Origin of the sequence: Alkalihalobacterium chitinilyticum (assembly GCF_029028005.1) — a bacterium.
GTDB lineage: Bacteria > Bacillota > Bacilli > Bacillales > Bacillaceae_F > Alkalihalobacterium > Alkalihalobacterium chitinilyticum.
Genome location: NZ_JAOTPO010000003.1, coordinates 400796 through 424937, shown reverse-complemented (window position 1 = coordinate 424937; position 24142 = coordinate 400796). Strand labels below are relative to the sequence as shown.

The following is a 24142-nucleotide window of genomic DNA, read 5'->3' as shown; positions in this document are numbered from 1 at the left end:
TTCTTCTTACAACCCCTTTATCTACATTTACATATGTATCTTAATAAACATATATTATTTCGTAATTATAGTATACCAAAAAGGTAAAATGGAAAAAACGGAAGTCTTTTTGACCTCCGTTTTTTTTATAAAATATTAGCAGCCGTATTTAGACGCACCAACAATAATTAATAGAATGAAGAGAACAACAATTAAAGCGAAGCCTCTTCCGCGTCCGTAACCAGGTGTGTGTGCAACACCTGCAACTTGTGGTCCGTAACCATATCCACAAGGATCATAGCATCCGTATCCGTGTCCGTACATTTATATGACCTCCTTTTGAAAATGCATCGCTTTCTTGCGACTCACTAATAACCTATGCAGGGAAATATAATCGTGTTTGGTCATATACCCAATTTTCAATTGGAAATTTTTAAAGAACATAAATTTTTCATGTAGTTTAAAGTACTATATTTCTTTAAACTCAATATACTACCTATAAAAGTACAAGCGCGTTGAAATAAATATTGTCAACTGGTGTGTTTTCGTATAGTGTTTTTATTAATGAATATGTATTATTGGGATTTTGGAGATAGGAGGTTTTCAGTTTGAAACTGAAACATTTTGGTTTGATTTTAAGTATAACAATGGTGATGTTCCTCGCTGCCTGTGGAAACAATCCAGCAGAAAATATGTACACCCATATGGAAAAGGCGGTTGTACTAGAGGAGGTTTTTGAACAACAACAAGAACCGCTTATAATAGCTGAAAAGAAAGAGCACGAACTGTATGAACAGATTATTAAATTAGGTATGTCTGAATACGAAGAAATTGTAGACCTTTCACAACAGGCTATTGCGATTGTACAAGAGAGAAAGCAGTTAATGGATAAAGAAAAAATGAGTATTGAAGCAGGCTATGAAGAATTTTTAAAAATTGAAGCTGAAATTGAAGAATTGAAAGACGAAGAACTTAAAAATTTCGCTCTCCAATTAAAAGAAACGATGACCAATAGATTTGAGAGCTATCAAGTACTATACGATGAATATGACATGGCGCTTAGTCTAGACGAAGAATTATATACCATGTTACAACAAGAAGACTTAACCATTGATGAATTACAAGAAAAAATCGATGAAATCAATGAAGCGTATGAAAGAGTAATGGAAGCTAAGGATGTATTTAACGAATACACGGAAGCTTACAATGAAGAGAAAAAAGAATTTTATACGCTGGCTGAATTAGATATTACGTTTGTAGATTAACGAAAAGAGGAAGTGTCCGTTATGGCATTTCCTTTTTTTTGTGGGCTATTTGCCTAACGTAGTTGCTACAGATCGCTCGCTTAAAAACTGTACTAATCAGGTTATCTTTATTATATAACACAGTTGCTCATGTTATATGTGAATACCTTTTGGTTTATCTTTTTAAAAAATGTTAAGCAAAAGGATTGACGGAAGAAAACTTTGTGATGTAGACTATAGCCTGAAAGAGAAATTGTATTAGTGTATTTTAAAAAAGACTAGTACAGCTTTTGAGATATTTATAATTTTTGGTTAAGCTAAAACAACGTAGGGTATTTAATAAATTACATATTTACAAACTAAACATTGGATAGGCTATGTTTTTGATAATTTAAAACCTAAAAAACTTAACTAAAAAAATGGTAATTTGCTTATAACAAGCGTTGGAAACAGTGTATTGGAATCAAGTTAAAATGGGTATCCTAATAGTGGGTATTCATGTTAGTTTTTAGATTATTAAATACGATTAGTTTCAAGGCTTGGGATAGTAAAGTCCGATTACAAAATATGCCTTTACGGCTTTTATTAGAAAGGAAGAGGTGAAGAACTTGAGTACAAAAACAGTAGTAAAACAAATTGAAGACCAGTTTGAAATGTTTCAAATTTTAAATGAAGAAGGTAAGGTTGTTAACGAGGCGGCTATGCCGGAACTTTCTGATGAGCAACTTCAAGAAATGATGCGTCGTATGGTCTATACACGTATTTGGGATCAGCGTGCTATCTCACTAAACCGTCAAGGACGTTTAGGTTTTTATGCACCTGTATCAGGACAAGAGGCATCAATGTTAGGTTCACAATATGCCTTAGATAAGGAAGATTGGATCCTTCCTGGATATCGTGATATGCCTCAGATGGTATTCCACGGCTTCCCGTTATATAAAGCTTTCTTATATTCACGCGGGCATTATGAAGGTGGGAGATTCCCTGAAGGTGTTAACGTGTTAATGCCTCAAATTATTATCGGTGCACAAATCGTGCAAACAGCAGGTGTGGCTCTTGGACTAAAACGTAAAGGTAAAAAGAATGTAGCGATCACTTATACTGGTGATGGCGGTGCATCTCAAGGGGATTTCTACGAAGGAATGAACTTTGCTGGTGCGTTCCAAGCCCCTGCAATTTTTGTTGTACAAAATAACCGCTTTGCGATTTCGGTACCAGTTGAAAAGCAATCTGCTGCAAAAACAATTGCACAAAAAGCAGTTGCCGCTGGAATTGAAGGCATTCAAGTAGATGGAATGGACATTTTAGCAGTTTATGCTGCTACTTCACAAGCTCGTGAGCGCGCAATTAACGAAGGAGTACCGACTCTAATTGAAACAATGTGTTACCGTTATGGTCCGCATACAATGGCTGGTGATGATCCAACTCGTTACCGTACAAGTGATCTAGATGACGAGTGGGAAAAGAAAGATCCATTAGTTCGTTTCCGTAAATTCTTAGAAGGTAAAGATTTATGGACTGAGGATATGGAAAACGAAATGGTAGATAAAGCAAAAGAAGATATTAAAGAAGCAATTAAACAAGCAGATGCTGCTCCTAAACAAAAGGTGACAGATTTAATTGAGTTTATGTATGAAGAACTTCCACACAATTTACAAGAACAAATGGAAGAATATAAAGCAAAGGAGTCGAAATAATCCATGGCGCAAATGACGATGATTCAAGCCATTACCGATGCAATGCGTAATGAGCTGAAAAGAGATGAGAATGTTCTCGTATTTGGAGAAGACGTCGGAAAAAACGGTGGAGTATTCCGTGCTACTGACGGCTTACAAGCTGAGTTCGGTGAAGAGCGCGTATTCGATACTCCATTAGCTGAATCTGGAATCGGTGGATTAGCAATTGGTTTAGGTTTAACTGGTTTCCGCCCTGTAATGGAAATTCAATTTTTCGGTTTCGTATTTGAGGTGTTTGACTCAGTAGCAGCTCAAATGGCACGTATGCGTTACCGTTCTGGTGGAAAGTATCATTCACCAATTACCGTTCGTTCACCATTAGGTGGCGGGGTAAAAACTCCAGAATTACATGCAGATAACTTAGAGGGATTAGTCGCTCAAACGCCAGGTCTTAAAGTCGTTTATCCTTCAACTCCTTATGATGCAAAGGGTTTATTAATTTCTGCAATTCGTGATAACGACCCTGTTATCTTCTTGGAACATATGAAATTATATCGTTCTTTCCGTGGAGAAGTGCCTGAGGAAGAGTATACAATTCCACTTGGTAAAGCTGACGTTAAACGTGAAGGTAAAGACATTTCTATCATTACATATGGTGCGATGGTTCACTCTTCACTAAAAGCTGCAGAAGAACTCGAAAAAGAAGGTATCGATGCGGAAATTATTGACCTTCGTACGGTGAGTCCGCTAGATATTGATACAATCATTGCTTCTATTGAAAAAACAAATCGTGCGATCGTTGTACAAGAAGCTCAAAAACAAGCTGGAGTTGCTGCAAATGTTATGGCTGAAATTACTGAACGTGCAATCCTTCATTTGGAGGCACCAGTATTACGTGTAACCGCTCCGGATACAGTGTACCCGTTTGCTGCCGCTGAAGATGTATGGCTTCCGGACTATAAAGATATCGTTGAGAAAGCGAAGCAAGTCGTTAACTTTTAATTAGTAGTACTGAAAAAGAAGTCTTACAGGTTTCTTTTTCAGTCTTTTTTCACGAATTTCAACCTAAATATTAGGTCAAATATTGAACCCGTCTAATTTTATTTGGCATAAAGACTGTAAATAATGACAAAAATTAACGGACAAAAAGGAGGCGCTTTTCGTGGCATTTGAATTCAAACTTCCTGATATCGGTGAAGGTATCCATGAAGGTGAAATCGTTAAATGGTTTGTTAAACCAGGTGACGAAGTAAAAGAAGATGATATTTTACTTGAAGTACAAAACGATAAAGCTGTTGTAGAAATCCCATCACCAGTTGAAGGTAAAATCTTAGATCTTAAAGTAAGTGAAGGAACAGTTGCTGTTGTAGGTGATGTTCTAGTAACGATTGATTTTGATGGTGAAGCTCCTCAATCAGCGCACGGTGATCATGAAGAGGAAGCTCCTGCACCTGCAAAAGAAGAAGTAAAAGCTGAAGAAACGAAAGAGGCTGCACCTGTTGCTACGGAAACGGAAGTGGATGAAAACCGTCGTGTCGTTGCTATGCCGTCTGTACGAAAATATGCACGTGAAAAAGGAGTTAATATTCGTGCTGTTCAAGGAACAGGAACTAATGGGCGTATCGTAAGAGAAGATATTGACCGTTATTTAGCAGGTGGACAAACACAAACAACTGCTGCTACAGACCAAGTAGAAGAAACTGCTCAAGAAGCAGCAAAAGCTCCGCAAACACCAAAAACAACGCCTGTTGCTATTCCAGAAGGTGCTAATGAAGAAAGAGTTCCGCTTAAAGGAATTCGTAAGGCGATTGCAAAAGCAATGGTTAATTCTAAGCATACTGCACCACATGTAACGCATATGGATGAAATTGATGTTACTGCATTGGTTGCACACCGTAAACAGTATAAAGAATCTGCTGCTGAGCAAGGTGTTAAATTAACATACTTACCTTATGTAGTTAAGGCTTTAACTGCCGCTTTACGTAAATATCCTGCTTTAAATGCATCAATTGATGATGTAAATGAAGAGATTGTTTATAAAAACTACTTTAATATCGGGATTGCAGCTGATACAGAGCAAGGCTTAGTTGTACCTGTAGTTAAAGATGCTGATCGCAAATCGATCTATACAATTGCAGCAGAAATTAGTGAATTAGCTGTAAAAGCTCGTGACGGAAAGTTAAGTCCGAATGAAATGAAAGGTGGAACATGCACAATTTCAAACTTAGGTTCAGCACGTGGTGCATGGTTTACACCGGTTATTAACCATCCGGAAGTTGCGATCTTAGGAATTGGACGTATTGAAGAAAAAGCTGTTGTTAAAAACGGCGAAATTGTAGCTGCTCCAGTACTAAACTTATCAATAAGTTATGACCATCGTTTAATTGATGGAGTAACAGCACAAAATGCCTTAAATCATGTAAAACGTTTATTAAACGACCCACAATTGTTATTAATGGAGGGATAAACAAATGGTAGTTGGAGATTTCGCAACAGAAGTAGATACTCTCGTCATTGGTTCAGGCCCTGGCGGTTATGTAGCAGCTATTCGTGCTGCACAACTAGGACAAAAAGTAACAATCGTTGAAAAGGGCAACCTCGGTGGGGTTTGTTTAAACGTCGGTTGTATTCCTTCAAAAGCTTTAATTCAAGCAGGTCACCGTTTTCATGATGCTAACTCATCAGAAAATATGGGGATTACAGTTGATAAAGTGAATTTAGACTTTACAAAAATGCAAGAATGGAAGTCATCGGTTGTAAATAAATTAACTGGTGGCGTTGAAGGGCTAATAAAAGGAAATAAAGTTGAGATTGTTAAAGGTGAAGCATATTTCGCTGATAAAGATTCGGTACGTATTATGGATGATAAACAAGCTCAAACCTATAAATTTAAAAATTGTATTATTGCAACAGGATCTCGTCCAATAGAAATTCCTGCTTTCAAATTCAGTAAGCGGATCTTAAGTTCAACTGGGGCGCTTAACTTAACAGAACTTCCTAAGAAGTTAATTGTTATCGGTGGAGGTTACATTGGTATAGAGCTAGGCGCAGCATATTCTAATCTTGGATCAGAAGTTGTTGTACTAGAAGGTGGAAAGCAAATTCTACCGGGCTTCGAAAAACAAATGAGTCAACTTGTAACGAAACGTATGAAAAAGAACGGTGTAGAATTCTACACAGAAGCATTAGCGCAAGGTGTAGAAGAGACTGAAAATGGAGTTACAGTGACAGCTGAAGTGAAAGGTGAGACGAAAACGTTTGAGGCGGATTACGTTTTAGTAACAGTTGGTCGTCGTCCTAACACGGAGGAAATTGGTCTAGAACAAATCGGTGTTGAACTTGATGAGCGTGGATTTATTAAAGTAGATAAACAGTGCAGAACATCTGTTGAAGGGATCTATGCAATCGGTGATATTGTTCCTGGACCAATGCTTGCTCATAAAGCATCCTATGAAGCGAAAGTGGCTGCTGAAGCTATTGCAGGCCACCCTGCTGAAGTAGATTATTTAGCTATTCCTGCGGTTGTTTTCTCAGGTCCGGAACTTGCAACTGTCGGTTTAAATGAGAAAGAGGCAAAAGAGGAAGGATACGATGTAGTTGTATCTAAATTCCCATTTGCAGCTAATGGTCGCGCACTATCAATGGATGAAACAGAAGGCTTCATGAAAATGGTAACACGTAAAGAAGATGGTTTGGTCCTAGGTGTACAAATTGCTGGAACGAACGCGTCAGACATGATTTCAGAAGCATGCGTTGCCATTGAAGCAGGTATGACAGCTGAAGATATTGCATTAACCATTCACGCACATCCATCATTAGGTGAGATTACGATGGAGACTGCTGAGGTTGCTATTGGTATGCCAATTCATATTGTAAAATAGTTCGAATTTCTCTCCCCTGATTATAAAAAGAAGAGGCTGACTTGAAGTCAGCCTCTTTGTATTATTAAGCTAATTGAATTAATGTTTAATATGATGATAAGACAATTCGGGCTCATTCATTTTTAAAGTGGTAGTAAGTAAATTGATAATATCCTCTTTAGAATGTGTTCCTTCAATTACTAAATGAACATCATCACCGCTAAGTACCATTAAAGTTGGGTATGTACTTACATTAAAATAGCGGATTACGTTTCGTTCGCTGGCGTATACAATTTGAAACGGGAAGTGGTGCTCTGGAAATAATCTTTGCATCTCTAATAAAGCATCGTAAAAACTTGCTTCTTCCAAAATTGATTCTTCATTTGAAAACAGTACAGTCATATATTCTGTATTATCTGTTGCTAGTGGATTAGTAGTTGCTTCTGATGACCAACACCCTGTAGTAATTAAAAAGGTCGATAAGAGCAAGTAAGATAAATGATGTCTCATCCTTTGACCTCACTTCCTATAAAGGATAAATTAATTGATATTATTTTACCATGCCATTATATGGTTGTACGTGAAGTAACAAAAATGTAATGAAATAGAAAAGTAATGATAAAAAGACGGTTATAAATAACCGTCTTAGTCATGATTTTTTTTCTTATCTAGTTCGTTTACTTTCTTTTTAAGTGCAACAATTTCTTCTTTCAGCTTTAATTTTTCTTCACGCAATCTTAATTTTTCATCCTTCATACGCAACTTATCTTGATAGAGTATCGGTTTTTCTTGGCGTAATGATTTCATTAATGAAATAATCATTAAGATCATGATAATGGCAAAAGGAAGTGCGGCGATGATAGAGGCGGTTTGCAACGCTCCTAAACCACCCGAAGTTAATAATATCGCTGCTGCTGCAGACTGGACTAATCCCCATACAAACTTAACTGAGTTTGCTGGATTTAAATTTCCATTTGTCGTCTGCATACCAAGAACGAATGTAGCTGAATCTGCAGACGTAATAAAGAAAGAACAGATTAATAAAATCGCAATTGTCGACATAATGATGCTTAATGGAAATTGGTCTAATACTGCAAATAAGGCAAGCTCCATTCCCTGGTCTTCAATGACGTTCATAATTCCCATATCACTATGTAGATCAAGTGAAATGGCAGTTCCGCCAAATACAGAAAACCATAGAGCACCAAAGATCGTAGGAACTAGTAAAACTCCAACTACAAATTCTCGAATTGTACGACCTTTAGATACACGAGCAATAAAGGTCCCAACAAATGGTGCCCATGCAATCCACCAAGCCCAATAGAAGATTGTCCAGCCTTGAACCCAATTTGTTTCAGGGTTATACGGATCAATTCTAAAACTCATGCCAGCAAGATTTTGAAGGTAACTTCCTAATGTCTGAGTAAATACCCCCATAATATAAGTAGTAGGTCCTAAGAATAATAAAAATAGCATTAATCCTATAGCTAAATATATATTCGCTTTACTCAGGATACGGATTCCTTTATTCAATCCGGTTTGGGAAGATAGCATGTAAAGGATGGTGATAATTAATATAATGACTAATTGTGTCCATATATTATTGTTTACACCAGGAATTATGTGCGAAGCTCCCCCGGAAATTTGCAAAGTTCCAAATCCGAGTGATGTTGCGACTCCAAAGATAGTTGCAAAAACAACAATGACGTTTATCGTTGTTCCGATGGGTCCATTAACGCGATCACCCAGTAGGGGTCTAAAAGCTGCACTAATTACCCCGGGTGCATCTTTTCTAAACTGAAAATAAGCGAGAATTAAAGCCACGATGGCATAAATGGCCCACGGATGTAACCCCCAATGGAAGAAGGCATAGCGCATCGCTTGACTTGCTGCTTGATAGGAATCTAGGTTTGGATTGGGCGGATAATAAAAGTGATACATTGGTTCAGCGACGCCCCAGAAGACAAGTCCAATCCCCATACCTGCTGTAAATAAAAAGGAAAACCAAGTTACATAATTGTATTCTGGTCGGTCCTCAGGTTTTCCTAAGCGAATCCTACCATAAGGACTAAAAATAAGGTAAATAGCAAAAATAAGAAAACCTGTTGTGGCTAATAAATAAAACCATCCAAATTTTTCAGTTATAAAACTTTGAACAGCAGCAGTAGTTGCGTCTAGATGGTTCGGAGCAATGACACCCCAAAGAATGAAGGCAATTGCAATAAACAGTGAAATAGTAAAAACAGGTGTTAGTTTTTTCAAGTTATCATACTCCTTTGTCGCTCCCTATTAAGTTTTTCCTGTTCCACACTACCATACCCAAATTTACTATACAAATAACATGTACTAATCGTACTGTATTTTTGGAAATACATAACTTGGGTAAGATTGTTCAGTTAAAGAATATTGTCTTTCTTTTTCTGTTACCTCAGCTAATTCAATTGTCAGCTGTTGAATAATAGATAGTTCATAGAAAACGCGTTGAACAAATTGTAGTTCATCATTGTTATTAGGTTCAATATACTGTAAGTTTTCCTTATTTTTGTTAATCCATTCATAATGACTTTCATGCATTTGATGTAACGGATCTTTATAGATTTCAGCAAGAGATGTTATTGACTTTTTTAGTAGGTCCCATTCAAATTCAGAAAAATGACTTCTCTTAATTTGTTGGTAAGTTAAGTTTCCGATTCTCAAATTTATTTGTTCGATAAAATGGAGCTTTTTAATCAGGTATTGAAATGAGCGAAATTCATTTTCTTCAAAATTTCGATATTTCCATTCATCAGTCTGAAACTGAGTAAATTGATAGATCTTTTCTATTTGTTGTGAAAGTGGGCGGTACGTTACAGAAGGATGCTCTTCTATAGAGTTATCAATGAGTAACATTAATTTATTTGCTGCTTCCGTATAAAGTGTTTCTATTTGTTGGACGACGATAGGACCAAACTTAGGTGGCAGAATTACATAGTTTACACAGGTTGATACAATAATTCCAATTGAAGTACCTGATAACCTAAAAATAAAATCGTGTAACATACTATCAGTTGTACCAGGTATCATTGCAACTGCTGTTAAAGTCGCAACCAGAGTGCCTGTATCTAACTTTAAGCGAGCACAGGCAATGATCGTTAGCATGGCTACTAATGAATATGTTAATGCAGATTGACCTAGGAAAAAATCGATTAAAACAGCAAAAAGAGCACCTATCGCAGCTGCTGGCAGGCGGACAAGTCCCTTTTTTAATGAATCTGCGGCAGTGGGTTCTGTTGTGACAATTGCAGTGATAATAGCAAAAACAACCGGTAAATCAAGTAACTTACAAATAAAAGCTGTTACAAATACTGAAAGTCCAGTTTTTATAACTCTACGACCAACCCATTTTGTATTTCTCATTAAACCACCTTCTTAGCTGACTATCCATCTATAGTATTGGATTGCTATTTATTAGATATACAGACAAAGGTGTATTTAAAAAAATAATTTGCTAATATATTCACTAGTAGAAGGTGACTTTTGACAAGTCAAATCATAAATATAGTTAGGTTGGTGTGTATATGAAATGGTTCGCTGTATTATTGTGTAGTTTCCTTATTATACTGGCTGGATGTAATTCTGAAAGTACTGAGAAGGAGCATGCCTCGATTGAAGAGGATGCAGAAAATATAGTTGAAGAAGCGGGGACAGGTGATCAAAGTGTTACTGAAGAGAAACTAGATGTAGAGCCTGAAAATAGTTCTGAAACAGGAGAAATGGAGCAGGTTGATCAAATAGAAGAGGTTGTCGTGCCACAGTATACTTTAAACGAAACAAACTTTCTTATTCAACCTAAAAAAGAGGGTGTTAATGAGAAAGTTGTCCTCTTAACGATTGATGATGCCCCCGATCAATTCGGAGCTGAGATGGCTCAAATTCTTTATGATTTGGATGCAAATGCCATTTTTTTCGTTAATGGTATTTTTATAAATAAAAATGATGGTAAAGAACAATTAAAAAAGATTCATGAATTAGGTTTTGAAATCGGTAATCATACGATGAGTCATAAGAAATTGAGTGAACTATCGGCAGAAGAACAAAGAAAAGAAATTGTAGAACTAAATGATCTAATTGAAGAAATTATAGGGGAGCGGCCACGTTTTTTTAGAGCCCCATACGGAGTAAACACGGACATCTCTAAACAAGTAGTTGAGGAAGAAGGAATGCAATGGATGAACTGGACGTATGGTTATGATTACTTTCAACAATATACGAATGCCGAAGCTTTAGCAGATATTATGGTGAATGCACCAGAGTTGATGAATGGTGCCAATTTATTAATGCATGATAGAAAATGGACAAAAGAAGCCTTAGCAGATATTGTGACTGGTTTAAGGAATAAAGGGTATGAAATTGTCGACCCTAAAAAAATTCAGTAAATTTGAATAAAATGTAATAAAAGCGTCTAGGCTGTTATGTAGCTAGTCGCTTTTTTTCTTAGCTATTAACTATAGCCCAACCGCGAAGAACTTATTGTTAAAATTTGTAGAACCTTGTCATTTTTTTAGAGAAAAGATACAATAGGTATGAAACGTTCGAGAAAGTAGAGATGATGATGTACAAACGAAAGTTAATTAATTTGGTTGTGTTGAGCGTATTAGTCTTAACCGGCTGTCAATCAGAAGATAAAGAATTTCAACAACTGGCAGAAAAGAAAACAATTGAACATCCTGCTAACTTAGTTCAATTACCAATTGAAATAACACCTACTGAAGCAAAATTTTCAGTGGATAATTTAGTTGCTGAAATGAATGGGTTTTATGAATATGATCCAATCCATCGTACGCTAAGATTGACTATAGATGATGATCATTTCTACTTAATAGACGGTGTGCCTGTTTTAGAAAGAAATGGTGAGTATTTAGCTGAAAATGACATCTACTTGATTATTGAAGATGATCAAGTATATTTACCTTCATCTTTTCTGGAATTAGGACTTGGGATGAATACAACCTATACAAAAGATGCCATATCGTTTGAATGGTATGGACCTGTTGAAAAAGCAGGAGGACCACCGGAAGATTTCAATTTTGAAACATGGAATGCTGAACAAATGATTGATTACCTTTCATTTTTAAAAAAGCCGATAAAAGAAGCTCAAGTAAGTACGATACCTAGTCATTTGCCTGGTGCAAAACGTCCGTATCGTAATGGATATCACGAAGGTTTAGATTGGTATGACTTTGCATCTGGCGGTGATATTAATTTTGATACCCCCATCTATGGAATGGCAAAAGGTATAGTTGTACGAGCAGATCATAATTATGAAGAATACGCTTCTCCTGAAGTGAGAAATACAGATTTGAAGTTTACTTCTAGTTTGGGTGAAACGCCCGAATATATTTTTGACAGGTTACGGGGTAGACAAGTTTGGGTGCAATATCCGAATGGGGTTATGAGTCGGTTTGCCCATTTATCTGATATCCCGGAAGACATTCGAGTCGGACAAGAAATTGATGAAAATACAATTATCGGGTACGTTGGTAACTCTGGTACTAGTGGAGCGGTAGACCAGGACGAAACAGAGTTGCATTTACATCAGGATCTACTAATATATGGTGAGTTGTTCTGGAAACCATTAGACCAAGATGAAGTACTAAATGTACTTAAAAGTATTTTTAAAGAATAAAACGAAAAAAGCACAGGCAGCTGCCTGTGCCTATCTTTTATAGAAATACATAATTCTACCATTAAATAAATGAACTTCAGCTTGTAATTTCTTGCCTAAGAATTTACAGAATTCATTTGCTTTTCCTTTATCACCATGTGTGGCACCTTCAGGAAGTATAACTTGTATGTACGATTGTAACGTCTCATTTCCTTCACTATCTTCAATCGTTTCTTTACCTACACCAAACACGATGTATTTGTATCTTGTTGATGTGCCATTACTTTTTAAATAAAACCAGTTATCGTCACTGTCGGGTACTTCTGAGATCCCATATGGGAAAGCTGCGTCACCATAGCCCCAATCTAATTGATCTCCAGTTTTAGTGGTGATGGTTTGGTAATACTTGAAAATATCCTTCAATTCTTCTAATGTTATGTCTTGTTGTGTTGATTTTTTCACTAGCTTTATGTATGCATGGTCGGACATAGACATCTACTCCCAACTTTAAAACGTTTTCAATTCCATATCTATCTTAGCATTAGTAATGAAAGCTGACAACATAATTAAAATTAGTATAAAAGAACGAAGGTAATACGAATCATTATCTCGTAATATAAGTAATATAATTAAAATGTACGAATTTATAGTTAAAATTGTATATATTGGAATACTAAGTTTAAATATAGATAAAATGAACTGACGTGACGCAATGGTAAAAGGCATATAAGCTAAAAACTTCAGCGATACTTTATAGTGCCAAATAAAAAAGAAAACCGTTTAACAAAAATGGGGGAAGCAATATGGATAAGTCAGCATTCTTAGATGAACTTCGACTCGAAGTGGGACTTGTTTCAGAGTACGCAAACTCACAAAATGAATTTTTCAATGGGATTATACAAGTGTTTGGAAAGTACATAAAACAAGGATTTAGTACTGGTTTGTATAAATCACATGAGCGTTTTTTTAAACTGATTGCAAGTGTGGGAGATGAAGCATACAATTTGATAGAACTTTTTGGAGAAGGTCCATTAAGTATAAGTGCTATCAGAGGTCGTATTTCAACAATAGAGTTTGAAAATACAATCCGTCTGCTAGCTCCATTTTATGAGGGGCATCATTTAATTGGGATCATGGTCTTTAGTTTACCTAAAATAGGATATGAGGTAACAGAAGAGGATTTGATTTTCGTTCACGAAGTATGTAGGCATATAGAGTTAAATCAAAGTCATTATAGTAACTAACCAAAAGGTAATTTTCACAATATTTACACAACTTAGTCTAAAAGTAGGTTGATTAATCAAGAAAAAGGATATATAATGTTAATATCAGAAAATTTAAAAAATATTTTTTGGACATAGCAATAAATAAAAAGACGTCTCCTTTTTGTTTATTGTTGTCATATATGAATTAATTATGGAGGTGTACTAAATGAATCTGTTTGAGCGTTTATACGACGAGCAAGAAAATGTGAAGGTGCAATTTATTGGGTTTACTACTGACGATGTTCGTTATGATTTTGGCATTGTCTATACAAACATGTTCTTTGGTAAACCTCTTGTGATCTGCATGCAAACAGGACGTTCTGCACTACTTTGTGCTGACGATGTAAGTAATGTAGATCATATTCAAAAAGTATTTCATATTCAATCTGCTAAAGAGGCAGAGGATCTTGCAACGTTTTTTGAAAAGACCTTGCCGACAATGCCGCTAGAGCCACAATATTGATTTTAAACTAAAGGAATATACTTGGTTCAATAAGAGGCTGATGCTTAATTCAGCCTCTTGTTTATTAATGTGTAATATTTATTGAAAAGGAAAGTGTTCTGAAACATTTAATACACAAATTAAGGTGAAAAGAATTAAATGTGTTATACAATTTAATATTGACATTAACAATGTGACATATTATTATAGATACATAGAGATCAGAAAACGTTTTCAGTAAAAAACTATAATAATATGACAAGGGAGATGGGATTTGTGGGGATTATCGTATGTCAAACTTGCAACACAACAATTGAACATTTCGAAGGCGAAAAAGTTACAACTTTATATGCAAAATGCTCAGGTTGTGAAAAGTGTAAAGAGAAAGCTAGTAAACTAAAATAATTATGGAAGGAACTCCTTTTAGGAGTTCCTTTTTCTGTTGTTTTATGAATGATGTAGTCAGTAATTCATAAAAAAATCCCGAACCTAAAAACGGTTGGGACTTTTAAAAAAGATAATAAATAATAAAATTCGAAGGTGTCTAGCTCGGGCGCCTAGCGAGACTTCGCCACTATACGGAAGATGGTGCCTTTCTTATTTTACACACTTGCTTATTGAATTGGTCGTCTTTCTTTAATTACGCGAATTTTTTTAAATGTTGCATCCTCTGGGCCTTGAACTGGCAAGCCTGCATATAAATTCTCCTGAATATAATTTATATTTTCCTCAGTAATAACTTCTCCTGGGATAAGTATAGGGATACCTGGAGGGTAGACCATCACGAATTCAGCAATAATTCTTCCAGCCGAATAATCAAAAGAAATCACTTCCGTATCAGAATAAAAAGCATCTCGAGGTGTTAAAGCCAGAGTTGGGCTGTTAGGAACATATACAGAAACTGCTTCACGGGCTTCAATTTTATCTTGATGTAAATCTGACAGCTCACGTAAAGCGTGAACTAATGCAGATGTTTCTTTTTCAGAGTCACCAAATGTAATGATACATAGGATATTGTATAAATCTGAGAGCTCCACTTCAATATTATGCTTTTCACGCAAATAAACTTCAACTTCGTATCCTGTAATACCTAAGTTTTTGATTGAGATAATTAATTTTGTAGGATCGTAATCATATGCAGCTTTCGAACCTAATATTTCTTTTCCAACACAATATAGACCAGGGATCGTATTGATGGCTTCCCTTGTTCTCTGAGCTAATTGAATAGAGTTGTCGATCATTTTCTTTCCAACAGTCGCCAACTGTTTTCGGGCAACATCAAGAGAAGAAAGGAGTAAATACGACGTAGATGTTGTTGTTAACATACTTATGATGGCTTGAACTCGTTTGGGAGACACCAGCCCTTCTTTAACATTCAATACGGAACTTTGTGTCATTGATCCGCCTAATTTGTGCACACTTGTAGCTGCCATATCTGCACCTGCTTGCATTGCAGATAACGGTAGTTCATCATGAAAATGAATGTGAACCCCGTGAGCCTCATCAACTAATACAGGAATATTTGCATGATGTGCAATTTCTACTATTTCTTTTAAATTGGCAGAAATGCCGAAGTATGTTGGATTGATAACGAGTAATCCTTTTGCATCCGGATGTTGTTCAATTGCTTTTATTACAGAATCTGTAGTAATGCCATGTGATATGCCAAGATCTTTATCAATTTCAGGGTGTATAAAAATTGGATTCGCACCTGAAAAAATAATCGCAGACATAATGGATTTATGAACGTTTCTAGGCACAATAATTTTATCACCAGGACCACAAACACTCATAATCATGGTCATAATTGCACCGCTTGTCCCTTGTACGGAAAAAAAAGTGTAATCTGCCCCAAATGCTTCAGCAGCAAGTGATTGTGCTTCTTTAATGATGCCGTGAGGGTGATGCAGGTCATCGAGTGGGCCGATATTAATTAGGTCTATGGATAAGGCATTTTCACCAATAAACTCTCTAAATTCAGGATCTATCCCATTTCCTTTTTTGTGACCAGGAATATGAAATTGTATAGGGTCTTTTTTTGCATGTTCTTTTACGCCGGTATACAGCGGAGTTAAGCGTTGTTGCGACAACCGATTCACCTCTTCTACTTTCTAATTGCAAGTTGTCACCTTGCATATAAAACAAGATTGAGTATATCAAAAAATAGGTGAAAAGCAATGAAAATTTTTACTTTTTTCGACATTAATAAATCGTTAGTGACTGTAGGGTTTTCTATAGCTCTTGTCGAAATGATATGAGACCGCTTTCAGTGAGGTTAATGGTGCTCTTAACTTTATCATTTATTAGTTTGGTTAATGAAAGCAATGATATACAAGGTAAGGAGGGATTTCATGAATTGGGAAACAAGAGTAACAAAAATGTTGAACATTAAGTACCCTGTCATTCAAGGTGGCTTAGCGTACTTAGCTTATTCAGATTTGGCTGCTGCAGTGTCAAATGCAGGTGGTTTGGGTCAAATTACAGCAATGTCCCTAAGTACACCTGAAGAATTGAGGAAAGAAATTCAAGCTGTAAAAAAGAAAACAAATAAATCATATGGTGTTAATTACGCGATCGGTCAGCATGGAAGGCCGTTTGAACATATGTTGGAAGTAGCAATAGAGGAAAAAGTTCCTGTTATCACCATGACGGGTGGTAATCCTGCACCTATTTTTGATATGCTAAAAGGTGTGAATACGAAAAAACTGGTTCTTGTCGCTGCGAGAAGACAAGCTGAAAAAGCAGAAGAGCTTGGTGCAGACGCTGTAATAGTCGTTGGCCAAGAAGGCGGTGGGCACTTAGGAAGAGCCGATACAGGCACAATGGTGTTGATTCCTCAAGTTGTAGAGTCTGTTAAAATCCCAGTAATAGCCTCTGGCGGTATTGGGGATGGAAAAGGTTTAATGGCGGCCCTTGCTTTAGGAGCTGAAGGAATAGAGATGGGGACTCGCTTTATTGCAACTAAGGAATGTATTCACGCACATGAGTCTTATAAACAAAAGTTAGTTGACGCTAGTGAAGCAGATACAGTGGTCATTAAGCGCTCAATCGGTGCCCCTGCCCGTGCGATTAAAAATGTATGGACTGAAAAAATACTCCAAGTCGAAGAAGAAAACCCGACCTATGAGTCATTAAAAAACTTAATTAGCGGAGAAGCTAATAAAAAGTATATCTATGAAGGAAATGAGTCTGAAGGTTTTGGTTGGGCTGGACAAGTAATGGGGAGAATTAAAGACATCCCAACTGTACAGGAACTCTTTAATCGAATGATTAAAGAAGGGCAAGAGATAAGAACAACTTGGAGTAAATAACCGTAAAAGGTGGAATAACAATGAACATGCCAATTTCCTTAGACTGGAGTAAAGAAGAGGTGATAGATGTCATGTCTTTTTTTCAAGCAGTTGAAGAAGCGCATGCCAATGGAGTAGAGCGAGCTAAATTATTATCTTTATACCGTCGCTTTAAGGAGATTGTTCCTTCAAAAAGTGAAGAGAAACAATTATTTAAACAATTTGACCAAGAGGCAGGCGTATCCTGTTATCATGCAGTAAAAAAAGCACGTGAAGAAGAACAGGCTCTAAAAATTAAGATGTAAGGAAGAAAAGCGGAAGGCGCCTGCTTATCGGTGACAAGCGCTGGAGGGCCAGCAGTAGCGTCCTGGTTTTGGACGCGTTTGATGGACCGAAGCGACCTCGAGCCGATGGCGTCTGTAGCTAGACATCTTCGAATTATATACATTCATAAAAAAGGGCAAGCATATTCGCTTGCCCTTTTCTTAATTGTGAATTGGACTGGTTAATCGATAAAGGGGAGCTAAAGTTGTAAAGGTTTCATCGATCAAATTAATTAATTCTGGACCATTTGAAACAAGCGGATCGTTTCGGTCAATATGTATACCACATAAAATTTCTGCTTTTTTCACGTCACGAAGGCGCTCGAATAGAGCTTGCAGATCTGCTTCCTGATGTGACGTTGCTTCAGGTTTGGTATGATCACCAGACCAAACAAAATGAGAAGGAATTTGCTGCTTAATTGTATTCATTTGTGACAATAATTGTTCTGCGAATTGTTGTTTAATTGGACATTCGTAAATGACGGCGAACCAGACAAATAAATGGGTCTCAAACAATCCAATTTGAAAATGCGGAAGCATTTTATATCCACGGTTGCTATTAGCTATAGCAACCCAAGTATCTTTAGGTGGATTAACCTTTCTTCTAGCATGTTTTGCCACATGGTAATACATCTCGTCACCAACTAAAGAAGAGAGTGTAGGAGCAAAATGATGACCCAATTCCTCTAATTTAGGTCGTATTTTTCCTTTTAGTTGATCCATGCGCGGCTCTAATCCTTCAACTGCAAATACGTTAAAGTCTTCTTCTGTAAATCCATTAAATGACATAGCAATCACCTTCAATTATATTTTTCAATTAGTTTACCACAAATATGAAATAGGTTGTGCCAATTTGCTGTGTACTAACATATGCTATAATACAAAACAATAATCTGAATTTTCGGTTAAGTTATTTTGGACACGTTAAAATTAGGGATATAAGGGGTGTGAGTTTCTGTGGAACAAGTCATTCAAGCCTTCAAGAGAAGGGATGCCGAACTAAGAATCCCAGTCCTTCGTCTAGAAATTGATTATGAACTAGCAACTCTACACGATGCTATGTTAGCAGAAGACTTAGAAACAATGAACAAATGTAAGAGGAAGTTGAAGAGATTGAGTCAAGAGTTAATATTATTAGAAGTTTAAATACTTTTACGGTGCGGAGAATATTCCGCACTTTTTTATTTTTGCAAACTATGTTTAATAATTTGATATTACTCTATAATATTTTAATTTATATTTCTCACACCCAATTATAGTATTCGTAATTTTCGGAATGTGTTCATGATTTTTAACTTTTCTTGAAATGAGTATTTGTGTAATAATATAACATAACAAAAAACAAGCTTACTTGCTGTACTCAAACAGGGGGTCTCATATAGATGAATGAATTGGATTGGCTCAAAATAAAACAAATGGCTATTATATGGGTAAAAGAAGCAAGTAATCAATTAAAAGCTTCATTATTAGAAACCATACATGTTGAAACAAAATCCAGTCCAGATGATCTTGTTACTGAAATGGACCGAAAAATAGAACAGTATTTTTTAAAAAAAATTCAAACGAATTTTCCAACCCATGCTTTTTTAGGTGAAGAAGGGATCAGTAAAGACGAACACGAAAATCAGGATACAATTTGGATTATCGACCCTATTGATGGGACGACGAACTTTGTTCATCAACAATACAACTTCGCTATAAGTGTAGCTGTTTATCATAAAGGGGAAGGTAAAATTGGTTTAATTTACGATGTAATGAATGATGTGTTGTATCATGCTGTGGCAGGGCAAGGAGCATATAAGAATGATGAGCGCTTAGAACTGTTAACGGAAGTTGAAATTAGTAAAGCTATTATAGGCTTAAATGCAAGATGGCTTTTAAATGATGATCAGCCGTACCAACCGCTTCTTGTTCATCTTGTTGATAAGGTTAGAGGTGTTCGTTCCTACGGGTCGGCTGCTTTAGAAATGGCTTATGTTGCATCAGGAAGGTTAGATGGATACATAAGTTTAAAGTTATCACCATGGGATTTTGCTGCTGCACTCGTGTTACTAAATGAAGTAGGTGGATGTTATTCTACGATTTATGGAGAGCCTTTAGCAATGTTACAGTCAAGTTCTGTATTTGTAGGAAGACCTCAGTTCCATGAGGCGGTTATAAGTGAGTTTGTACATAGGAGATGAAGTTATGAAGGTAGGTTTTATAGGTCTTGGGACAATGGGACTTCCAATGACAAAAAATATATTAGCTTCTGGTTATGATACGTATGTAGTGAGCAGAAGTCGTCCTCCAATTGAGGAGGCGTTAGAGTTAGGCGCAAAAGAAGCAAGCAGTCCAAAGGAATTGATAGAAATCTGTGATATCGTGTTAACTTGTCTTCCTTTACCCCAAAATGTTATTGACGTATATGAAGGAGAAAATGGAATTATTGCTGGTGCAACAAATGGAAAAATAATTATTGATCATTCTACAGTCAGCCCTCAACTAAATCAACAAATGAATGAGCAATTAGCAAGCAAAGGTGCTTTATTTATGGATGCACCTGTTAGCGGTGGTCCGATGGGGGCAAAAGCAGGGTCTTTAACGATTATGTGCGGTGGAAGTGAAGAAGCGTTTAATAAATCGTATAATGTTTTAAAGGTCATCGGTGATTATATTGCCTATGTCGGTCCAACTGGAAGTGGAAGTGTCATTAAACTAATAAATAATATGCTAGTTGGTGTACATACAGCTGCATTATCAGAGGCGTACGTTATGGGAGCTAAGGCAGGGGTCAATCCACAGGTATTGTACGACATTGTGAAAAGAAGCTCTGGTTTTTCAAAAAGTATGGATTGGTCTGTTGAAGCGATTATGGACAGACAGTTTGAACAACGATTTAGTATTAACTTATTACATAAGGATATGGGGCTTGCTATTGACTTAGCAGAAAGTCTAGGTGTACCGGTGGAGCTTGTAGAGCACTCTGAAAATATTGTCCGTCGAGCGAAAGAAAACTATGGTAAAAATGATGTTTGTGCGATTATTCGTCCATTAGAACAACAAGTAGGGGTAGAGGTAAAACGGTGGAAGTAAATACTGGATAAAAAAAGAGTCAAGTGAGTACAGTACTCATTTGACTCTTTTTTTTATATTTCTTCTGTTTCTCTTAGTTTTTTTCTAAGAGAAAAGCCCATTCCACAAGCAACTGTTATGCCAAGTAATGAAAGTATTCCAATAAGAATACTACGTTCTGCGATCGCAACACCAATAGCCATAATCCCGATCACGGTTACAATAGCAAGCGTTAAAAAAAGTATATTCTCTTTCTTCACACTATTTCCCCCTGATTTAATCAATTCAAATAATTAAGTACTTTTATTTTACCTTGAATTGTACAAAAGAAAAAGACCAATAATATGACAATATAGTTAAACATCATCGGAATAGTGGAAAAAATTTTGGATAAGTTATCGATTCTTTTTCATTTATGATATAATTAGACAGTTATAATAACCTGTAAAAGGATAGGAGCGTTCAATTAGAATGAATTTACGTGAAGATATTAGAAATATAGCCATTATTGCCCACGTTGACCATGGAAAAACAACTTTAGTAGACCAATTATTAAAACAATCAGGAACTTTCCGTGAAAATGAACAAGTTGACGAGAGAGCAATGGATTCCAATGCCTTGGAAAAAGAACGAGGTATTACAATTTTAGCAAAAAATACTGCGATTAATTACAATGACAAACGAATTAATATATTAGATACACCTGGTCACGCCGACTTCGGTGGTGAAGTAGAGCGTATTATGAAGATGGTTGACGGGGTATTATTAGTTGTTGACGCTTATGAAGGAACGATGCCGCAAACGAGGTTTGTTTTGAAGAAAGCGTTAGAACAAAAATTAAGTCCAATCGTTGTTGTTAATAAAATCGATAAACCTTCTGCTCGTCCGGCTGAAGTAGTTGACGAAGTAGTTGATTTACTAATCGACCTAGGGGCAGATGAAGACCAACTTGAATTTCCAGTTGTCTATGCATCTGCAATTAATGGAACAGCAAGTGCTGATGCTGAAAAGCAAGATGAAGATATGACTGCTTTATTTAATGCGATTATTGAGCATACTCCTGCTCCTTTTGATAATAGTGACGAAGCACTCCAATTTCAAGTTACGATGTTGGACTATAGCGACTATTTAGGACGAATCGGGATTGGCCGCGTATTCCGTGGGACAATGGAGGTAGGTCAGCAAGTAGCACTTATGAAACTAGATGGTTCAGTTAAACAATTCCGAGTAACAAAAATCTTTGGCTTTTTAGGACTTAAGCGAATTGAGATCCAAAAAGCACAAGCTGGAGACTTGATTGCTGTTTCAGGTATGGAAGAAATTAATGTTGGTGAAACAGTATGTCCTGTTGACCAACAGGAAGCTCTGCCAATTTTACGAATTGACGAACCGACATTACAAATGACTTTCTTAGTTAATAACAGTCCGTTTGCTGGCCGTGAAGGAAAGCATGTCACGAGTCGTAAGTTAGAAGAACGTTTAAAATCTCAGTTAGAAACAGACGTTAGTTTACGTGTTGAAGATACAGACTCTCCTGATGCATGGACCGTTTCTGGTCGTGGTGAACTTCACCTTTCTATTTTAATTGAGAATATGCGTAGAGAAGGATATGAGCTTCAAGTTTCGAAACCGGAAGTAATTATCCGCGAAATTGATGGCGTGAAAAGTGAACCGGTAGAAAGAGTTCAAATCGATGTTCCTGAGGAATATACGGGTGCTGTTATGGAATCACTTGGTGCACGTAAAGGTGAAATGATCAATATGACGAACACAGGTTCAGGACAAGTTCGTTTAGAGTTTATGGTTCCTGCACGTGGTTTGATTGGATATACAACAGAGTTCTTATCACAGACTCGCGGATACGGTATTATTAACCATTCATTTGACTCTTATCAACCAATGATTCAAGGACAAGTAGGTGGTCGTCGCCAAGGTGTGCTTGTTTCTATGGAAACAGGTAAAGCGTCGCAATATGGTATTATGGGTGTAGAAGATCGTGGTACAATATTCGTTGAACCTGCAACTGAAATCTACGAAGGAATGATCGTTGGGGAACATAATCGTGAAAATGATTTAACGGTTAACATCACAAAAGTGAAACAAGCTACAAATATTCGTTCTGCCAATAAAGAACAAACGGTAAGTATGAAAAAGCCACGTATCTTATCATTAGAAGAAGCACTAGAGTATTTAAATGAAGATGAGTACTGTGAAATTACGCCAGAATCGATTCGCCTTCGTAAGAAGATTTTAGATAAAAATGAGCGTGAACGTATTATTAAGAAGAAAAAGCTGGCTAATCAGTCAAACTAATCACATACTACTCATCTTGAGAGGGAGAGGATCAGTATGGAAGGAAGACCAGAAATTGATGTTGAATCATTATCTTGGTTACCGCGGATTGTCGCTGAAAACCCAGATATGGGAATATGGGTATATCTAGGAATTGTTGCCTTATCTATCCTTGTATTTAATTTGGGCTTCGCTCGAAAATTACCTGTTTTAAAGCTAGTCATTGTATACATTGCTCTTTTTATCGGGTGCATTGTCATGTTTTTCTTAGCCTTAATGGGAGCTCCGATCGTTGAGGTACTTCTGATCTCAACAGCTGTTTTAGGTGTTTATAAGCTAAGAATGTTGCAAAGAAAACGTGAAGAAGCGGAAGGGTAAGTTTCAATGAATCTTCAAGATGCATTATACAATTGGTTATCAATAAAGGTTGTTCATGAGGCTAGGCCCGATGATCAGGCAGCGTTAGATACGTACGAATTTTTCTCGACGATCCTAACAGAGGATCATAAACTTGAACAAATTGTTGTTGAAGTGGTAGATCCTATGTACATCGTTCGATATGTTAAAGACGGTAATGATGAACAAAAACAATTTCCAATAGAGCTAATTGAAGCGTTATTAGTTCAAATCGAATCAGAACCGAAATATAATTAAAAAAATAGGCTGATGAGTATTTTCTCACCAGCCTATTTTTTCTGAATAAAACATGAAATTCCACCTTATTCTTGTCTAGCTGCAGTCGCCATCGGCTCGAGGTCGCTTCGGTCCATCACCGTGTCCAAAACCGGGACACTACTGCTGGCCCTCCAGCGCTTGTCGCCGATACCCAGGCGCCTTCCGCTTTTCTATCTACCAATCGTTTTCGGTTTTTTTGGGGCGGTATAGGCGGAAGTTACCTGATGCTTTTCTTGCTTCGGTTCGTCCTGAAATACGTTCGTTACACTCATCACACATATAGGTGTGAATCGGCCGGTTTCGTAATTTTTTTGCTAACGGGCTATAATCATCGATTTTATCGATTTTATCGCAAATTACACATTTGACTCTCAATTCTTTCACCTCACACTCGACGA

The 24142-nt window shown here is 36.7% G+C and carries 27 protein-coding genes; 18 read left to right on the top strand and 9 right to left on the bottom strand.

The genetic code is table 11. From position 1 onward, the window contains the following. Nucleotides 1-135: 135 nt before the first annotated feature. Nucleotides 136-303 (bottom strand): YjcZ family sporulation protein, encoded by a 168-nt coding sequence (locus tag N7Z68_RS07065; protein WP_275117757.1) that lies wholly within the window; start codon nucleotides 301-303, stop codon nucleotides 136-138. A gap of 284 nt (nucleotides 304-587) precedes the next feature. On the opposite strand from N7Z68_RS07065, the gene N7Z68_RS07060 reads away from it, so the two are divergent. The 5 genes from N7Z68_RS07060 to lpdA all read left to right on the top strand — a co-directional run bounded on the left by N7Z68_RS07060 (nucleotide 588) and on the right by lpdA (nucleotide 6780). Next, the gene (locus tag N7Z68_RS07060; protein WP_275117756.1) at nucleotides 588-1244 is read left to right on the top strand and encodes a YkyA family protein; all 657 of its coding nucleotides are present in this window, start codon (nucleotides 588-590) and stop codon (nucleotides 1242-1244) included. Between the two features lie 632 nt (nucleotides 1245-1876). Further along, a complete protein-coding gene (gene pdhA / locus N7Z68_RS07055) occupies nucleotides 1877-2920 on the top strand; it encodes a pyruvate dehydrogenase (acetyl-transferring) E1 component subunit alpha (protein WP_275117807.1) in 1044 nt (347 codons plus the stop codon). 3 nt (nucleotides 2921-2923) lie between these two features. Beyond that, nucleotides 2924-3901: an alpha-ketoacid dehydrogenase subunit beta gene (locus N7Z68_RS07050; RefSeq protein ID WP_275117755.1), complete on the top strand. Its 978-nt coding sequence runs from the start codon at nucleotides 2924-2926 to the stop codon at nucleotides 3899-3901. Nucleotides 3902-4061: 160 nt separating this feature from the next. Further along, on the top strand, nucleotides 4062-5366 hold the full coding sequence (locus N7Z68_RS07045; RefSeq protein ID WP_275117754.1) for a dihydrolipoamide acetyltransferase family protein: 1305 nt from the start codon (nucleotides 4062-4064) through the stop codon (nucleotides 5364-5366). A gap of 4 nt (nucleotides 5367-5370) precedes the next feature. After that, nucleotides 5371-6780, top strand: a complete 1410-nt coding sequence (lpdA, locus tag N7Z68_RS07040; RefSeq protein ID WP_275117753.1) for a dihydrolipoyl dehydrogenase — start codon at nucleotides 5371-5373, stop codon at nucleotides 6778-6780. 78 nt (nucleotides 6781-6858) lie between these two features. Here the strand turns inward: lpdA and N7Z68_RS07035 are convergent, their stop codons facing one another. The 3 genes from N7Z68_RS07035 to N7Z68_RS07025 form a co-directional block, all read right to left on the bottom strand. Next, nucleotides 6859-7269 (bottom strand): hypothetical protein, encoded by a 411-nt coding sequence (locus N7Z68_RS07035; RefSeq protein WP_275117752.1) that lies wholly within the window; start codon nucleotides 7267-7269, stop codon nucleotides 6859-6861. A 135-nt stretch (nucleotides 7270-7404) separates the two neighbouring features. Then, on the bottom strand, nucleotides 7405-9021 hold the full coding sequence (locus N7Z68_RS07030; protein ID WP_275117751.1) for a glycine betaine uptake BCCT transporter: 1617 nt from the start codon (nucleotides 9019-9021) through the stop codon (nucleotides 7405-7407). A gap of 84 nt (nucleotides 9022-9105) precedes the next feature. Next, nucleotides 9106-10155 carry an FUSC family protein gene (locus N7Z68_RS07025; protein WP_275117750.1) on the bottom strand — a complete coding sequence of 350 codons (1050 nt, stop codon included), beginning with the start codon at nucleotides 10153-10155 and terminating at the stop codon, nucleotides 9106-9108. A 161-nt stretch (nucleotides 10156-10316) separates the two neighbouring features. Between N7Z68_RS07025 and N7Z68_RS07020 the strand changes: the two genes are divergently transcribed. Together N7Z68_RS07020 and N7Z68_RS07015 are read left to right on the top strand one after the other, a co-directional pair. Beyond that, complete coding sequence (locus tag N7Z68_RS07020; protein ID WP_275117749.1) at nucleotides 10317-11174, top strand: polysaccharide deacetylase family protein; 858 nt, start codon at nucleotides 10317-10319, stop codon at nucleotides 11172-11174. Between the two features lie 170 nt (nucleotides 11175-11344). Further along, nucleotides 11345-12424, top strand: a complete 1080-nt coding sequence (locus tag N7Z68_RS07015) for a M23 family metallopeptidase (RefSeq protein WP_275117748.1) — start codon at nucleotides 11345-11347, stop codon at nucleotides 12422-12424. A 30-nt stretch (nucleotides 12425-12454) separates the two neighbouring features. Here the strand turns inward: N7Z68_RS07015 and N7Z68_RS07010 are convergent, their stop codons facing one another. Then, nucleotides 12455-12892 (bottom strand): DUF1885 family protein, encoded by a 438-nt coding sequence (locus N7Z68_RS07010; protein ID WP_275117747.1) that lies wholly within the window; start codon nucleotides 12890-12892, stop codon nucleotides 12455-12457. 314 nt (nucleotides 12893-13206) lie between these two features. Between N7Z68_RS07010 and N7Z68_RS07005 the strand changes: the two genes are divergently transcribed. The 3 genes from N7Z68_RS07005 to N7Z68_RS06995 all read left to right on the top strand — a co-directional run bounded on the left by N7Z68_RS07005 (nucleotide 13207) and on the right by N7Z68_RS06995 (nucleotide 14515). Further along, nucleotides 13207-13647, top strand: coding sequence for a hypothetical protein (locus N7Z68_RS07005; RefSeq protein WP_275117746.1), 441 nt, complete (start codon nucleotides 13207-13209; stop codon nucleotides 13645-13647). A gap of 187 nt (nucleotides 13648-13834) precedes the next feature. Next, nucleotides 13835-14131, top strand: a complete 297-nt coding sequence (locus tag N7Z68_RS07000; RefSeq protein WP_275117745.1) for a DUF3055 domain-containing protein — start codon at nucleotides 13835-13837, stop codon at nucleotides 14129-14131. Nucleotides 14132-14365: 234 nt separating this feature from the next. Then, nucleotides 14366-14515 (top strand): GapA-binding peptide SR1P, encoded by a 150-nt coding sequence (locus N7Z68_RS06995; RefSeq protein ID WP_373323114.1) that lies wholly within the window; start codon nucleotides 14366-14368, stop codon nucleotides 14513-14515. A gap of 209 nt (nucleotides 14516-14724) precedes the next feature. Here N7Z68_RS06995 and N7Z68_RS06990 read toward each other — a convergent pair whose 3' ends face one another. Next, nucleotides 14725-16200 (bottom strand): aminotransferase class I/II-fold pyridoxal phosphate-dependent enzyme, encoded by a 1476-nt coding sequence (locus tag N7Z68_RS06990; RefSeq protein ID WP_275117743.1) that lies wholly within the window; start codon nucleotides 16198-16200, stop codon nucleotides 14725-14727. A 234-nt stretch (nucleotides 16201-16434) separates the two neighbouring features. Here N7Z68_RS06990 and N7Z68_RS06985 point away from each other — a divergent pair, with 234 nt between their 5' ends. After that, complete coding sequence (locus N7Z68_RS06985; protein ID WP_275117806.1) at nucleotides 16435-17421, top strand: NAD(P)H-dependent flavin oxidoreductase; 987 nt, start codon at nucleotides 16435-16437, stop codon at nucleotides 17419-17421. A 20-nt stretch (nucleotides 17422-17441) separates the two neighbouring features. Next, on the top strand, nucleotides 17442-17705 hold the full coding sequence (locus N7Z68_RS06980) for a UPF0223 family protein (protein ID WP_275117742.1): 264 nt from the start codon (nucleotides 17442-17444) through the stop codon (nucleotides 17703-17705). Between the two features lie 180 nt (nucleotides 17706-17885). Here the strand turns inward: N7Z68_RS06980 and N7Z68_RS06975 are convergent, their stop codons facing one another. Further along, nucleotides 17886-18512 carry a YktB family protein gene (locus N7Z68_RS06975; RefSeq protein ID WP_275117741.1) on the bottom strand — a complete coding sequence of 209 codons (627 nt, stop codon included), beginning with the start codon at nucleotides 18510-18512 and terminating at the stop codon, nucleotides 17886-17888. Nucleotides 18513-18680: 168 nt separating this feature from the next. Here N7Z68_RS06975 and N7Z68_RS06970 point away from each other — a divergent pair, with 168 nt between their 5' ends. The 3 genes from N7Z68_RS06970 to N7Z68_RS06960 all read left to right on the top strand — a co-directional run bounded on the left by N7Z68_RS06970 (nucleotide 18681) and on the right by N7Z68_RS06960 (nucleotide 20798). Next, on the top strand, nucleotides 18681-18869 hold the full coding sequence (locus N7Z68_RS06970) for a YkzI domain-containing protein (protein WP_275117740.1): 189 nt from the start codon (nucleotides 18681-18683) through the stop codon (nucleotides 18867-18869). A gap of 236 nt (nucleotides 18870-19105) precedes the next feature. Next, nucleotides 19106-19906 (top strand): inositol monophosphatase family protein, encoded by an 801-nt coding sequence (locus N7Z68_RS06965; protein WP_275117739.1) that lies wholly within the window; start codon nucleotides 19106-19108, stop codon nucleotides 19904-19906. Nucleotides 19907-19910: 4 nt separating this feature from the next. After that, nucleotides 19911-20798 (top strand): NAD(P)-dependent oxidoreductase, encoded by an 888-nt coding sequence (locus N7Z68_RS06960; protein ID WP_275117738.1) that lies wholly within the window; start codon nucleotides 19911-19913, stop codon nucleotides 20796-20798. Between the two features lie 53 nt (nucleotides 20799-20851). Here the strand turns inward: N7Z68_RS06960 and N7Z68_RS06955 are convergent, their stop codons facing one another. Beyond that, on the bottom strand, nucleotides 20852-21037 hold the full coding sequence (locus tag N7Z68_RS06955) for a DUF5325 family protein (protein WP_275117737.1): 186 nt from the start codon (nucleotides 21035-21037) through the stop codon (nucleotides 20852-20854). A 211-nt stretch (nucleotides 21038-21248) separates the two neighbouring features. On the opposite strand from N7Z68_RS06955, the gene typA reads away from it, so the two are divergent. Genes typA through N7Z68_RS06940 form a run of 3 tightly spaced genes read left to right on the top strand, consistent with a single transcriptional unit; the run spans nucleotide 21249 to nucleotide 23723 of the window. After that, entirely contained in the window at nucleotides 21249-23090 is a 1842-nt protein-coding gene (typA, locus tag N7Z68_RS06950; RefSeq protein ID WP_275117736.1) for a translational GTPase TypA, read from the top strand. A 36-nt stretch (nucleotides 23091-23126) separates the two neighbouring features. Further along, nucleotides 23127-23447, top strand: coding sequence for a YlaH-like family protein (locus tag N7Z68_RS06945; protein WP_275117735.1), 321 nt, complete (start codon nucleotides 23127-23129; stop codon nucleotides 23445-23447). 6 nt (nucleotides 23448-23453) lie between these two features. After that, nucleotides 23454-23723, top strand: a complete 270-nt coding sequence (locus N7Z68_RS06940) for a hypothetical protein (RefSeq protein ID WP_275117734.1) — start codon at nucleotides 23454-23456, stop codon at nucleotides 23721-23723. Nucleotides 23724-23918: 195 nt separating this feature from the next. On the opposite strand, the gene N7Z68_RS06935 is transcribed toward N7Z68_RS06940, so the two are convergent. Next, nucleotides 23919-24119 (bottom strand): YlaI family protein, encoded by a 201-nt coding sequence (locus tag N7Z68_RS06935; protein ID WP_275117733.1) that lies wholly within the window; start codon nucleotides 24117-24119, stop codon nucleotides 23919-23921. Between the last annotated feature and the right edge of the window lie 23 nt (nucleotides 24120-24142).

Coding starts and splice junctions, on each gene's coding strand:
- typA (WP_275117736.1), top strand. CDS start 21,249: ATGAATTTACGTGAAGATATTAGAAATATAGCCATTATTGCCCACGTT.
- N7Z68_RS07065 (WP_275117757.1), bottom strand. CDS start 303: ATGTACGGACACGGATACGGATGCTATGATCCTTGTGGATATGGTTAC.
- N7Z68_RS06985 (WP_275117806.1), top strand. CDS start 16,435: ATGATATACAAGGTAAGGAGGGATTTCATGAATTGGGAAACAAGAGTA.
- N7Z68_RS06960 (WP_275117738.1), top strand. CDS start 19,911: ATGAAGGTAGGTTTTATAGGTCTTGGGACAATGGGACTTCCAATGACA.
- N7Z68_RS07015 (WP_275117748.1), top strand. CDS start 11,345: ATGATGATGTACAAACGAAAGTTAATTAATTTGGTTGTGTTGAGCGTA.
- lpdA (WP_275117753.1), top strand. CDS start 5,371: ATGGTAGTTGGAGATTTCGCAACAGAAGTAGATACTCTCGTCATTGGT.
- N7Z68_RS07025 (WP_275117750.1), bottom strand. CDS start 10,155: ATGAGAAATACAAAATGGGTTGGTCGTAGAGTTATAAAAACTGGACTT.
- N7Z68_RS07020 (WP_275117749.1), top strand. CDS start 10,317: ATGAAATGGTTCGCTGTATTATTGTGTAGTTTCCTTATTATACTGGCT.
- N7Z68_RS06975 (WP_275117741.1), bottom strand. CDS start 18,512: ATGTCATTTAATGGATTTACAGAAGAAGACTTTAACGTATTTGCAGTT.
- N7Z68_RS07010 (WP_275117747.1), bottom strand. CDS start 12,892: ATGTCCGACCATGCATACATAAAGCTAGTGAAAAAATCAACACAACAA.
- N7Z68_RS06965 (WP_275117739.1), top strand. CDS start 19,106: ATGAATGAATTGGATTGGCTCAAAATAAAACAAATGGCTATTATATGG.
- N7Z68_RS06995 (WP_373323114.1), top strand. CDS start 14,366: ATGACAAGGGAGATGGGATTTGTGGGGATTATCGTATGTCAAACTTGC.
- N7Z68_RS07050 (WP_275117755.1), top strand. CDS start 2,924: ATGGCGCAAATGACGATGATTCAAGCCATTACCGATGCAATGCGTAAT.
- N7Z68_RS07000 (WP_275117745.1), top strand. CDS start 13,835: ATGAATCTGTTTGAGCGTTTATACGACGAGCAAGAAAATGTGAAGGTG.
- N7Z68_RS07035 (WP_275117752.1), bottom strand. CDS start 7,269: ATGAGACATCATTTATCTTACTTGCTCTTATCGACCTTTTTAATTACT.
- N7Z68_RS06980 (WP_275117742.1), top strand. CDS start 17,442: ATGAACATGCCAATTTCCTTAGACTGGAGTAAAGAAGAGGTGATAGAT.
- N7Z68_RS06945 (WP_275117735.1), top strand. CDS start 23,127: ATGGAAGGAAGACCAGAAATTGATGTTGAATCATTATCTTGGTTACCG.
- N7Z68_RS06940 (WP_275117734.1), top strand. CDS start 23,454: ATGAATCTTCAAGATGCATTATACAATTGGTTATCAATAAAGGTTGTT.
- N7Z68_RS07005 (WP_275117746.1), top strand. CDS start 13,207: ATGGATAAGTCAGCATTCTTAGATGAACTTCGACTCGAAGTGGGACTT.
- pdhA (WP_275117807.1), top strand. CDS start 1,877: ATGTTTCAAATTTTAAATGAAGAAGGTAAGGTTGTTAACGAGGCGGCT.